Genomic DNA, 12205 nt, shown 5'->3' with positions numbered 1-12205 from the left:
GGCGTCCTGGCAAGAGGCGTCACCGCCGACAGCCCTGACGGCGATGCCGCAGGAGTCGATGCCGCAGGAGTCTTAGAGCTCGCCCGGCTTCATGACCTCGACGTCGATGGCGCGGATCACGCGCTGAGCCGCGGTATCCGTCGGCGGCTCGGCGCCGACGGCCGCCCCCTTGCGCCGCCGTCGAGGCGCGTACACGACGAGGGAGTGGAACAGGAACCGGGCGAAGAAGGCCACGATGAGCGAGAGCCCCGTCGCGACGACGCTCGAGATGTGCCACGACTCGACCATCAGCGCCATCACCGGGATCCGCAGCGCGGCCTCGACGTTGTTGAACGCGAAGGAACTGGCGAAGCGGATGCCGAGAGCGCGGGCATCGGTGCGCATGTCGGCGAACACGAAGCGCTCTTGCAGCACGAAGTTGCCGATGATGGTGACCTCGGCGCCGATGATCGCCGCCCAGATGTACGGCACCCCCGCAGCAGTGAGCGCCCACATGATCCCGAGGTTCGCGGCGGCGCCGATCACGCCGATCAGCGCGAACAGCGACATCTTGCCGAAGCGCAGTCGCGCGAGGTGCTCGAGGAACATCGCGCCCTGGCGAAAGCTCGCCTTCGACGTGCCGTGTCGTCGCTCGGCGAACTCCATCGGCACCTCGGCGATGCGCAGGTCGTTGCGCGCGAGGATCTCGAGGAGGATCTTGAAACCCCGAGGCTGGAGCGTCGAGACGTCGAGGCGACCGCGGTCGACCAGGAAGAACCCCGTCATCGGGTCGGTGCTGCGAGCGAGGCGAATCGGGAACATCGCCCTGGTCAGCCAGGTCGCGACGCGGGAGACGCCGAAGCGCACCGCTGTGCCGAGCCCGCTCGTGTCTCCTCCGCCGACGTAGCGGGAGGCGGCGACGACGTCGGCGTCCCCCTGCGCGAATCGAGCGAGCAGGACGGGAAGGAGCTCGGGCGGATGCTGCAGATCACCGTCCATCACGATGCAGACATCGGAGGCCGCCGCCTCGAGGCCGATGACGACGGCGCCGCCCAGCCCTCCGGTGTTCTCGGAGCGATGGATCACGCGCACGGGGATCGGAGCATCGGCCGCGACGCGCTCGACCTCAGCGGCCGTGTCATCGGCGCTGTCGTCGACGAACAGGATCTCGGCGTCCCACCCCTCGAGCGCCACGGCGGTCCGCGCGACGAGCTCGGCGACGTTGTCGCGCTCGTTGAACGTCGGCACGATGATCGTGACCGGTGTCCCCACGTCCGCCCCCTGTCCCCCACGCGCATCGCGTGCGGCCTCCATCGTTCCACGGGATCCTGTGCAGAGAGAAACCCGAACCTGCTAGACTCTCGAACCGCGGCTGTGGGAGTCGCGAAGCGGATGGGGATCCGCTTACTGGGGAATTACTGATCTGGGGAGATCATGGGGACGCGTATCGGCTATGCCGTTGGTGCTTTCGACCTGTTTCACGTCGGGCATCTGAATCTACTTCGTCACGCCAAGCAGCACTGCGACATTCTGATCGCAGGCGTCGTCAGCGACGAGATGCTGCGTCAGGTGAAGGGCATCGAGCCCGTCATCCCGACCGCGGAGCGTGCGGAGATCGTGAAACACATCTCGTTCGTCGACGACGTCTACGTCGAGACGACGCCGTCGAAGATGGACTCGTGGCGCGACGTGCAGTTCACGCACTTCTTCAAGGGCGACGACTGGCGCGGCACCGACAAGGGCCTGCGCCTGGAGCGCGAGTTCGCCGAGGTCGGGGTCGAGGTCGTGTACTTCCCGTACACGGCGCACACGTCGAGTTCGTCGCTGCGGCGTGCGCTCGATGCGATCACCGCGGGTGCCAACGCTCCCGCGGTCGCCGCCTCACGCTGAGCAGCACGCCGCCAGGCAGTCAGTTCGCGACGCCGAGCAGGCTGCGCGCCATGCGCGCCACGTGCGGAGGCGTGTGCGGTCCGAGCCACACCGTCCACTGCGACGGCGGCTCGCTGCACGCCCACTCGACGCACCAGGCGTGCACGGCGTTCGCGAGCCGTTCGCCGCGCGTATGCGCCCTGGTGCCGTCTCCCCGCACCAGCCAGCGCACCGACACCCCATCCGGAACGTCGATGTGTCGGAACTGGATGCGAGCCGCAGCCTCGAGGATGACGACGCCCTGGGCGTCCCACGGCAGCCGCGCGGCGATGCTCGCGATGAAGCCGGCGTCAGCCGCATCGCCGGCGATGAGCACGGCACCTTCGATGTCGTCCCAGTCGGGATCCTCCAGGTGCTCGCATGCGCCGCTCATGCCCCCAGTGTAAGTAAGGGCACCCTTACTTACAAGAGATGCGCGCGGATCCGCGCCGACGGGGCCCCCCTTCGCACGAGTCCGACCATGGGCCGATCGACACTCAGCGCCACCTCACCCGAGCGGTCGTAGGCTGGGTGCATGACTTCTCCTGCCTCCGACACCATCACGATGTTCGGCGCCGACTGGTGCCGCGACTGCATCCGCACCAAGAAGCAGCTGGATGCACTCGGGGTCGAGTACACGTACGTCGACCTGGTCGCCGAGCCCGCCGCCGCAGACGTGGCGAAGGAGATCTCGGGTCGCACCAACATCCCCGTCGTCGTGTACCCCGATGCCTCGCATCACGTCGAGCCGTCGAACGCCGATGTCGAGTCGAAGCTGCGCGAGCTCTCGCTGATCTGATCCCGCGACATCGCGCCACTACACTGGCGCGATGAGCACCGAGGCTCGGTCCGAACGAGCGCCCGTCCGTCTTTCTCCGCGAACGATCGCGCTGTACGCGATCGGCTCGCTCGGGACCGGAGGCTACGCCACACTGCCCGGGCTGGTGCTGACGTACTTCCTCACCGACAACCTCGGCGTCGCCGCACTCGCGGCAGGGCTGATCGTCACGGCGGCGAAGATCTGGGACGTGCTGATCGACCCGTTGATCGGGGCCGCGTCCGATCGCCAGCTCGCGCGCACCGGCTCTCGCCGCGGGTTCATGGTGACCGGCGCGCTCGCACTCCCCCTCTTCTTCGCCCTCACGTTCGCCGTACCGCCCACCTGGGGTCCCGTCGCCGGAGCGATCAGCGTGCTGCTGGCCTTCCTGGCGACCGCGACGGCTTTCAGCTTGTTCCAGGTGCCGTACGTCGCCCTTCCCGCGGAACTGACCGGCAGCTACGACGAGCGCACGCGTCTGCTCGGGTGGCGCGTCGTCGTGCTCACCGCAGCGATCCTGCTGTTCGGCGCCGGCGGGCCCGCGCTGCGCAATGCAGGCGACGACCCGGTCAGGGGATACCTCTTGATGGGCATCGCCTCGGGCGTCGTGATCGGCGTCGGGATGCTCGTGGCCGCTCGAACCGCGGATGACGCCGCCCAGCGGACCGCGGTCTCTCCCGCGACGGCCGTGACCGCCTCGACCTGGCGAGACCAGTACATGTCGGGCTTCCGCACCCTCGGTCGCAGTCAGCCCTTCCGCGCGCTGCTGGGCACATTCGTGCTGCAGGCGCTCGCGACGGGAACCATGCTCGCCGGCGCGCAGTACGTCGCGACCTGGGTGCTGCGGTCGGAGGATGCGGTGACCTTCGTCTTCGTCGCGCTGGTGGGACCAGCGCTGCTGGCCACCCCGGGGTGGACGGTCATCGCGCGACGGGTCGGCAAGGAGCGGGCCTTCGCGATGGCCAGCCTCCTGTTCACGGCGGCAGCGGCATCACTCGTCTTCGCGGTGTGGTCGCCAGGTGCGTGGATCTACGCATCCGTCGCCGTGGCCGGCCTCGCCTATGCAGGCCTGCAGTCGTTGCCGATGGCGATGCTCCCCGACGTGATCTCCCACGACGAGCGCACGAGCGGGCCCGGCCAGGCCGGCACCTTCACCGGCATCTGGACCGCGGGCGAGACGGTCGGCTTCGCACTCGGAGCGACCGCGGTGTCGCTGACGCTCGCGGCGACCGGGTACATCTCGACCGTCGCCGGCACCACCGTCGAGCAGCCGGAGGCGGCGATCACGGGTATCGTCCTCAGCTTCAGCGTCCTGCCCGCCGTGCTGATGGGCGCCAGCCTGCTGACGCTGCGCCGGTACCGCCTGCGTCGCGCGGACATCGATGCCGTCGCCGATTCCGACGCCTAAGCTGGGATCCCGTCCGAAGGAGACGTCGATGACTTCTGCGAGCACAACCGCCACCTCCGCCACGCCCTCGAAGCGTGCGCCGAAGAGCGGGGCCCCGACGCTGGGCGAAGCCGAACGAGAGCGCCTCGACTCCGCTGTCGACGCCCTCCAGACCGGAGCCCGCACCTGGTCGGCCCTCACGGTCGCCCAGCGGGTCACGCTGCTGCGCGCGGTGCGCACGAGTGTCGCCGCGACCGCGGAAGACTGGGCGACCACGGCCGCGGCCTCGAAGGGCCTCGATGCCCGCCATCCGCTGCGCGGCGAGGAGTGGCTCAGCGGGCCGTACAGCGTGCTGGGCGCGCTCGACGCCTACATCGAGACCCTGTCTCGTCTGGCGAAGGGCGCGAACCCCCTCGACGGGATCACGCTCGATCGCGCCCCGGGAGGGCGCACACGCGTGCATGCCTTCCCGCTGACCGGAATCGATTCCTTCCTCCTTTCGGGTTTCACGGGCGAGGTCTGGCTGGAACCGGGCGTCACACCGGGCGCCGCTCGCGCGTCGGCCGGTCTCGCGCAGCGCACGCCCACCGAATCGGGCGGCGTCGGCCTGGTGCTCGGCGCGGGCAACGTGACCTCGATCCCGGTGCTGGACGTGCTCTACGAACTGCTGGCCCACAACCGCACCGCGCTGCTCAAGGTGAATCCCACGCAGGATGCCCTGGTGCCGGTCTACAAGCGCGCGCTCGCACCGCTCATCGAGCCCGGCTTCCTGCGCATCGTCCGCGGCGGCCCCGAAGTCGGCGCCCACCTCACCGCACACCCCGGTCTCGTGCACGTGCACATCACCGGCTCCGCGGCGACGTTCGACACGATCGTGTGGGGCCCGTCGAAGGGCACGGGAGCGGCGGCGACCACGCGTCGTCGGCGCGAGAACCGCCCGCAGCTGAAGAAGCCGATCACCGCAGAGCTCGGCGGCGTCTCACCGATCATCGTCGTCCCCGGCGCATGGACCGACGCCGACCTCACCTACCAGGCCGAGCACATCGCCACAATGCGTCTGCAGAACTGCGGCCACAACTGCATCGCCGGTCAGGTCGTGATCATGTCGTCCGACTGGGACCAGGCCGACGCCTTCCGCGCTGCCCTCCGACGGGCATACGCCAATGCGCCGGAGCGCCCGATCTGGTACCCGGGGTCCTCGTCGCGGATGGAGCTCGCGACCGACGCCTACCCCGACGCGCTCGTGCTGGGTGACCGGCTGCTCGTCGAGATCGACGCGGACGACGACCCGAAGGCGCTGGAGACCACCGAGTACTTCGCGCCGGTGCTGGGGGTCGTGGCGCTGCCCGGCACGGGCCAGCAGTTCCTGGACGCCGCCGTGACTCACGCCAACGACAAGCTCCAGGGCACCCTCGGCGCGAACCTGCTGATCGACCCCGCGACCGAGAAGTCGCTCGGGGCCGGCTTCGAGAGGGCGATCGCGGCACTCCGCTACGGCTCGATCGCGATCAACAGCTGGACGGCGTTCGCATTCATCACTCCCACTCTCACGTGGGGCGCGTTCCCGGGCGGGACGATCGGCGACGTGGGCAGCGGCATCGGCATCGTGCACAACGCGCTGCTGCTCGACCGGGTCGAACGCTCGGTGCTCCGCGGCCCGTTCCGCCCGTTCCCTCGATCTCTGCCGATCGCGAACGGCGGCGGGCGATTCACGATCCTGCCGAAGCCGCCGTGGTTCGTCTCCTCCCGCACCGGCGCGACCGTGAGCGAGGGGCTGACTCGCTATCGGGTGGACGGGCGCATCGCGGGTCTCGTCAAGACGCTGACGAAGGCGCTGCGGGCCTGAGGGTCAGCGCGCCGCGCGGGCGAATCTGTCGGTCGCCGCGCGGAGCGCCTTCGTCGTGCCGGGCTCGGTGGCCGCGTGACCGGCATCGTCGACCACGACGAGCTCCGCCTCCGGCCACGCCCGGTGCAGATCCCAGGCCGTCATCATCGGCGTCACGACATCATGCCGCCCCTGCACGATGACGGTCGGGATGTGACGGATGACGTCTACGCCGGCGATCAGCTGTCCCTCTTCCCACCAGCCTCGATGGACGAAGAAGTGGTTCTCCATGCGAGCGAAAGCGGTGGCCTTCACCGGGTCGGACATCGCCTCGATCTGCGCAGCGTTCGGCGTCAGCGTGACGGTCGACGCCTCCCAGGTCGCCCAGGCGACCGCCGCCGGCACGTGCACGGCGGGGTCGGGATCGAACAGTCGGCGGTGATACGCCTCGATCATGTGCGACCGCTCCAGCACCGGGATCGGCGCGATGAAGCTCTCCCAGAGATCAGGGAACAGGGCGGCGGCACCGCCCTCGTAGAACCACTCGAGCTCGACCCTGCGCAGCGTGAAGATCCCGCGGAGCACCAGCTCCGTCACGGCATCCGGGTGCGCCTGTGCGTAGGCGAGGGCCAGGGCGCTGCCCCACGATCCGCCGAACACCTGCCATCTCGCGATGCCGAGATTCTTGCGAAGGAGTTCGATGTCGGCGATCAGATGAGCCGTCGTGATGTGACGGAAGTCGGCATCCGGGGCGCTCGCGTGCGGTGTGCTCTTGCCGCAGCCGCGCTGATCGAGCAGCACGATGCGGTAGCGCTTCGGGTCGAAGAACTGCCGCTGCCACGGCGAGGTTCCACTCCCCGGACCGCCATGCAGGAACACCACGGGCTTGCCCTCGGGGTTGCCGCTGACCTCCCAATAGACGCGGTGGCCGTCGCCGACGAGCAGCTCCCCCGTCTCGTACGGTTCGATGGGTGGATACAGTGCATCCGTCTTCTTCATCATCGGCCCCCCAGCCGGTCGTGCTGACTGCTTCGTCAACGGTAGCGGACGTTCATTCGTGCGTCGGGATCACGGCGCCAGCTGGTCAGCGGGAAGGGTCAGCGTCTGCTCGCAGACCCCGAGCCCGTTCTGGTAGCCCTCGGCGAACCAGCGCTGCCGCTGCTCGCTGGAGCCGTGCGTCCAGCTCTCCGGGTTCGAGAACCCCGACTGCGCTTGGATGCTGTCGTCACCGACCGCCGAAGCCGCGTTCAGGGCGTCTTCGATCTGCTGTTCCGTCGGCGCGATCAGGTAGGGGTCGCCGTCGGCATCCGTCTGCTCCGTCATCCGTCCGAGCCATGCACCGGCGTAGCAGTCGGCCTGCAGCTCGATCCGCACGCCGTTGCTGCCGGGACCGGTCCCGTTGTTCGGGTACCGATCCATGTAGCCGGTGATGTTCTGGATGTGGTGGCCCCACTCGTGACCGACGATGTAGAGCTGCGCGAGATCGCCGGCCGATGCTCCGAACTGCTGCTGCATGAGCTGGAAGAACGTGGGGTCCACGTACACGTTCTCCTCGGGCGGGCAGTAGAACGGACCGACGGCATTGGAGGCGGTGCCGCACTGCGTCGATGTCGCGCCGTCGACGACGATCATCTCCGGCGCGCGGTAGCCCTCGACGTTGTCGCTCCAGAAGGCATCGAGCGCGACCTGTGCCCCGGCCATGCGGCAGTCGACGTCGGCGTTCGCGTCGGCACCCGTGTCGCAGTTCTCGATGGCCGACCCGCCGGCGGGCTCGCTCCCGCCGCCCGTGGCTCCCCCGCCGAGCAGCCCGGTCAGGTCGATGCCGAGCAGAGGCCCGGCGATGAGGGCGATGATGCCGAGCACGCCGACACCGGCGCCGCCCGCGATGGCTGCCGTGCGTCCGCGTCGACGTGTGGTGTTGCCCGAGATGTCGGCGTCGGGATTGAAGGTCATGCGTCGAGGGTACTCCGAGCGGAGGCCCCTCCAACGGACGTAGGCTCGGGGCATGACGACCACGATCACCATCACCGGCGCCGGCGGACAGATCGGCTACGCACTGCTGTTCCGCATCGCGGCGGGCGACCTGCTCGGCCCGGATGAGAAGGTGCGTCTGCGACTGCTGGAGATCCCGCAGGGGCTCGGCGCCGCGGAGGGTGCCGCGCTCGAGCTGCAGGACGGCGCGTTCGGTCTGCTCGAGCACGTCGAGGTGACCGATGACGCCGCGGTGGGCTTCGACGGTTGCGACCTCGCCCTGTTGGTCGGCGCACGACCGCGCGGCCCTGGCATGGAGCGCGCCGACCTGCTCGCAGCCAACGGCGGCATCTTCGGCCCGCAGGGGGCTGCCATCGCCGCCAATGCCGCAGCAGGCGTACGCGTCACGGTGGTCGGCAACCCCGCCAACACGAACGCCCTGATCGCGGCGGCTGCGGCCGACGGTGTGCCTGCGGAGCGCTTCACCGCGCTGACGCGGCTGGACGAGAACCGCGCGCGGGCCCAGCTCGCACACACACTCGGCGCTCCGGTGCACACCGTTCGCCGCGTGCCCATCTGGGGCAATCACTCGGCGACGCAGTTCCCCGACATCTCGCACGCGACCGTCGGCGGGCGACCGGTCGCAGAAGCGCTCGAGCAGATCGTGGGCGACGTTCCCGCCTGGCTCGACCAGACGTTCATCCCGCGGGTCGCCAAGCGCGGCGCCGAGATCATCGAGGTCCGCGGCTCGTCGTCCGTGGCATCGGCCGCGAGTGCCACCATCGACCACGTACGCGACTGGGTGCAGGGCACCGACGACTGGACCTCGGCCGGCGTCGTCTCGCACGGCGAGTACGGGGTCCCTGAGGGCCTGATCTCGTCGTTCCCGGTGCGCTCCGTCGACGGCGAGTGGCAGATCGTCGACGGGCTCGAGGTGAGCGACTGGGCGCGCACCAGGATCGACGCCTCCGTGGCGGAACTGCTCCAGGAGCGAGAGACGGTTCAGGCGCTCGGTCTCTTGTGAATCCGGTCGCCGCGGCGTCCGACGACAGGGCAGAATGGATGCCGGAGGTGCGCGATGAGCGAGACGATTGATCCCACGAAGACCACGGCATCGGTCGACGAGGCTCTGACGAGCCCCCTGCACCTGCCGCACGATGCTGCGACGTGCCCGAAGTGCTTCACCGAGCTGCAGCAGAACCGCAACTTCTGGACGGCGCGTCCCGACGGATCGCGTCTGGTCGGCCTCGTCGTCGCCCGCGAGGGGATGCCGTCGGTCGTCGAGCAGCGCGAAGACCTCACCCGTTTCGGTGTCCCGATCGAGGGATTCCGCCACCCTGCGCCCGACATCCTGGAGAGCTGGAACGACCGCCTCGCGCGTCTCATCTCGACCCTGCGCACGGGTGATGTGGTCGTGGTCGCGAACATCAAGGCACTCGGCCTCGACGCCGACGAGGGCGCCCGCACCGCGTCGGAGCTCCGTCGGCACGGCATCATCGTGAAGGTGCTCAGCCACGACGCGCGGCATCTGGCCGACGCGGCCGCCGCTCACTGACCGGGGCGACTCCTCCGACGCTACGGCGTCGGTGTGGGCGTCGGGCCGAACGCCGGCTCGCCTGGTGTCACACCGAAGAAGAGCGGATCGCTCGGCGACTCCTCACGCGGCAGGTACCCGTCCGAAAGGTTCGCATCACCGAAAATCAGGTCACCGAGCTCGTAGCGGTCACCGGACCAGCACTTGGTCGTCGCCGTCACGAGCACGTTGCCGTTCGTGATGAACGTCACCGTCAACAACGAGAAGTCGCCCTGCTCGCGCACGATCACATCACTCGACTGAATCTCGCCCGACCCCAAGTCCATGCCGTCGAGCTCATAGCCCGCATCCATGAGGTACTTCTGCACAGCGGCGCTTCGCTCGGCATGCTGCTCCGGGCCCACTTTCGTCGACCTGGCGAGAGAGAATTTGTAAGAACCGTCCGGGCACCCCGCCCCCGAAGGCTCCATGCCGAATGAGCCGCCCGGAGCCTCCCACGGGCCGTCGAAGATCAGCGCCTGGACGCCGTTCGTGACTTCGCGATAGTCAAGGTAGTGCTGCTTCGCCTGGGCGACGAGCTCGTCGCCGGTCGGGGTCGCCATGCCGTCTCCTTCATTCGTGCACCCGGTAAGGCCCAACGCGAGCACCGCCATCGCCGCGGTGATCCGCCAGCGCTTCGCCATCCGCCCGCCCCTTGCTGCCGTTGCCACCACGACTCAGTTCCACGCCTGGCCGTTGGCCACGATGTAGGCAATGTTACGGAAGGATTCCGAATCGCGAGCGAGGTATCCGTTGCCTTCTTCCCACCAGCCCCAGATACTGTTGCCGCCGTCGTGCGCCGCGTGGCCCGGGGTTCCGAGGCCGTCCTCGGTGCCGCCGCCCACCTTCGGCACGGAGCCGCCGTCACTTTCGAAGCTGATCGCTCCCGGCAGCTCTTCGGGGTTGGTGCCGTGTCCGAAGGAGCTGTGCTCACCATAGCGGGCGACCAGATCGCCGGGAGCCCGCGACGCGTAGACCTGCGTGCCGGAATAGTCCATCGGATCATTTCCGGTCCACGTCTGGTGGTAGCCGTCCGGCACCCCCGCCGAGCCGACCGCGATCAGATTGTCGACACCGAGGTTGTCGGGGGATCCACCCACCGCCAGGAAAGCGGTCGTGCTGCCGTACGAGTGCCCGATGACGGAGGTCGTGACGCTCGACGACACCTCGTTGTCGAGCCCTCGCAGCGTGGCGCTGAGAGTGGCGGCCCCCTCAGTAGCGCTGCCCATCGTGTGCTCGGTAAGGAGGTTGGGCGAGTCGTATCCGTACCAGGCGATCGTTGCCGACCTGGTCCCGTCGTTGTACCCGTCGGCGAAGAAGTTCAGGTCGCGTGCGCTCTGCCCCCATGCCTCGAGGTCTCCAAGGCCCGAGAACATCCCGCCGACGAGCACGTTCACGTTGGTGACGCCTTTGAGCGGGTCGACGGGGTCACCGTTCTCATCCTGAATGGTCACGCCGTACATGACAGCGGCGGTGGCTTGCGGCTGCTCGAAGGGGTTGAACATCAGCAACTGCCCCTGGAACCGGTTGATCTCGATCCCGAGGTTCTCGAACTGCGTGTCCAGCGGCTCGCCGTAGGGTCCGGCGTCGATCACTCGTTCATATGCCGCCCTGTTGGCGAGCATGCGATCGAGGTAGGGCACACCTTCGAGGTTCCCGATGAAGCCCGGGTACGTGAGACGGAGCGCATCGCGCTGCGCATCGGTGAGACTGTCCCAGATCTCCGTGACCTCGGCAGGGGTATCGGCGTTCGCCAGCGCGTCGATCGCCGAGAGGGTCGAGTCGCTGAGGGTCGAGCCGTCCGAACGGACGAGTCCGGCGATCGCTGCACCATACGCCTCGTCCCAAAGCGCGTATGCAGCTTCCCAGCTCTCCCAGAGGCCTTCGAGGGCGCTGCGTGTCGTGGCGAGCGAGCTCTGCGCGTCGGTGACGTCCTGTTCCGCGGTCGAACGCGTGCTCGCGTCGTCGTCGGGGGTGCACATCTGCTGCTGGGATCGTGCATTCTCGAGATCGGCGACCGCCGCCTCGTTCGCCGCATGCGCGGTCTCGATGTCGTCGATCAGGTCGTTCGCGGTTCTGGCATGCGTCGCGACAGCCTCACCGTAGGCCCGCACGACGTCGGCGATGCGCCCGAGTGTGGCGATGGTCGGGTTCATCCGAGTGGCGAGCAGCCCCGATTCGCGCTGCACGAGAGTGATGCTCTGGCCCCGCCCCTCGAGGCCACCGTCGATGTTGCGCAGCACGATCTGCGCGTTCCCTCCGGCGTCTGTGAGCTTTCCGAGATCGGCATGGATCCCTTCGAGCTGCCCACTGTCATACTCGATCTCCTCGAGCGTCCACCCGCGGTTAGGAGAGGTCAGCGACATAGTCGACATCCCATCCGCTACCCAGTGAGACGTCGAGGTCTTCGAATGACTCGTTGATGCTCGTCAGCCGATCGGTGATGCCGATCCCCGCGAGATGCTGCGCCCGCGCCTCGAGCATCGCCTGTCCGAGCGCGTTCTCGAGCATGACCCGCAGGCCCGTGCGCCCCGCGGGATTGCCGACGCCCGTGTCGCGCGCGGCGATGTCGTTCGCGTACATGACGTAGTCACCGACCGAGAAGCTGATCTGCAGGACGGCGCCTTCGAGTGCGCGCTTGTCGATCTCGACGTCTGACATGGCTTCCCCCCGGTTCTGCCGTGATCCACCATAGTTGGACGCTCGTACGGCACCGATGGGGAGAACTGCCCATCGGTGGTGATC

At 68.5% G+C, this 12205-nt stretch carries 13 protein-coding genes; 6 read left to right on the top strand and 7 right to left on the bottom strand.

The window, feature by feature from the left end:
- Positions 1–72 precede the first annotated feature (72 nt).
- Positions 73–1293, bottom strand: a complete 1221-nt coding sequence (locus ACP699_RS14290; RefSeq protein WP_426171948.1) for a glycosyltransferase — start codon at positions 1291–1293, stop codon at positions 73–75.
- 120 nt (positions 1294–1413) lie between these two features.
- On the opposite strand from ACP699_RS14290, the gene ACP699_RS14285 reads away from it, so the two are divergent.
- Positions 1414–1869 (top strand): adenylyltransferase/cytidyltransferase family protein, encoded by a 456-nt coding sequence (locus ACP699_RS14285; protein ID WP_017831449.1) that lies wholly within the window; start codon positions 1414–1416, stop codon positions 1867–1869.
- Between the two features lie 19 nt (positions 1870–1888).
- Here the strand turns inward: ACP699_RS14285 and ACP699_RS14280 are convergent, their stop codons facing one another.
- Positions 1889–2281, bottom strand: coding sequence for an SIP domain-containing protein (locus ACP699_RS14280; RefSeq protein ID WP_017831448.1), 393 nt, complete (start codon positions 2279–2281; stop codon positions 1889–1891).
- Positions 2282–2422: 141 nt separating this feature from the next.
- Between ACP699_RS14280 and ACP699_RS14275 the strand changes: the two genes are divergently transcribed.
- Genes ACP699_RS14275 through ACP699_RS14265 form a run of 3 tightly spaced genes read left to right on the top strand, consistent with a single transcriptional unit; the run spans position 2423 to position 5937 of the window.
- A complete protein-coding gene (locus tag ACP699_RS14275; RefSeq protein ID WP_017831447.1) occupies positions 2423–2686 on the top strand; it encodes a glutaredoxin family protein in 264 nt (87 codons plus the stop codon).
- Between the two features lie 31 nt (positions 2687–2717).
- Positions 2718–4112: an MFS transporter gene (locus ACP699_RS14270; RefSeq protein WP_426171944.1), complete on the top strand. Its 1395-nt coding sequence runs from the start codon at positions 2718–2720 to the stop codon at positions 4110–4112.
- 28 nt (positions 4113–4140) lie between these two features.
- Positions 4141–5937: an aldehyde dehydrogenase family protein gene (locus tag ACP699_RS14265; RefSeq protein ID WP_426171942.1), complete on the top strand. Its 1797-nt coding sequence runs from the start codon at positions 4141–4143 to the stop codon at positions 5935–5937.
- Positions 5938–5940: 3 nt separating this feature from the next.
- On the opposite strand, the gene pip is transcribed toward ACP699_RS14265, so the two are convergent.
- Positions 5941–6918, bottom strand: coding sequence for a prolyl aminopeptidase (gene pip, locus ACP699_RS14260; RefSeq protein ID WP_426171940.1), 978 nt, complete (start codon positions 6916–6918; stop codon positions 5941–5943).
- Positions 6919–6984: 66 nt separating this feature from the next.
- Positions 6985–7869 carry a KPN_02809 family neutral zinc metallopeptidase gene (gene ypfJ / locus ACP699_RS14255; protein WP_055869650.1) on the bottom strand — a complete coding sequence of 295 codons (885 nt, stop codon included), beginning with the start codon at positions 7867–7869 and terminating at the stop codon, positions 6985–6987.
- Between the two features lie 52 nt (positions 7870–7921).
- Here ypfJ and ACP699_RS14250 point away from each other — a divergent pair, with 52 nt between their 5' ends.
- Together ACP699_RS14250 and ACP699_RS14245 are read left to right on the top strand one after the other, a co-directional pair.
- The gene (locus ACP699_RS14250; protein ID WP_151486866.1) at positions 7922–8911 is read left to right on the top strand and encodes a malate dehydrogenase; all 990 of its coding nucleotides are present in this window, start codon (positions 7922–7924) and stop codon (positions 8909–8911) included.
- Between the two features lie 54 nt (positions 8912–8965).
- Positions 8966–9442 (top strand): dehydrogenase, encoded by a 477-nt coding sequence (locus tag ACP699_RS14245; protein ID WP_055869643.1) that lies wholly within the window; start codon positions 8966–8968, stop codon positions 9440–9442.
- Between the two features lie 20 nt (positions 9443–9462).
- On the opposite strand, the gene ACP699_RS14240 is transcribed toward ACP699_RS14245, so the two are convergent.
- Genes ACP699_RS14240 through ACP699_RS14230 form a run of 3 tightly spaced genes read right to left on the bottom strand, consistent with a single transcriptional unit; the run spans position 9463 to position 12121 of the window.
- Positions 9463–10104 carry a hypothetical protein gene (locus tag ACP699_RS14240; protein WP_426171937.1) on the bottom strand — a complete coding sequence of 214 codons (642 nt, stop codon included), beginning with the start codon at positions 10102–10104 and terminating at the stop codon, positions 9463–9465.
- A 33-nt stretch (positions 10105–10137) separates the two neighbouring features.
- Positions 10138–11826, bottom strand: coding sequence for an alpha/beta hydrolase (locus tag ACP699_RS14235; RefSeq protein ID WP_426171935.1), 1689 nt, complete (start codon positions 11824–11826; stop codon positions 10138–10140).
- Entirely contained in the window at positions 11807–12121 is a 315-nt protein-coding gene (locus ACP699_RS14230) for a hypothetical protein (RefSeq protein ID WP_055869634.1), read from the bottom strand. The genes ACP699_RS14235 and ACP699_RS14230 overlap by 20 nt, the downstream gene beginning before the upstream one ends.
- Positions 12122–12205 lie beyond the last annotated feature (84 nt).

The organism is Microbacterium sp. DWRC1-3 (assembly GCF_049896645.1).
GTDB lineage: Bacteria > Actinomycetota > Actinomycetes > Actinomycetales > Microbacteriaceae > Microbacterium > Microbacterium maritypicum.
This window is presented reverse-complemented; position numbering and strand designations above follow the sequence as displayed.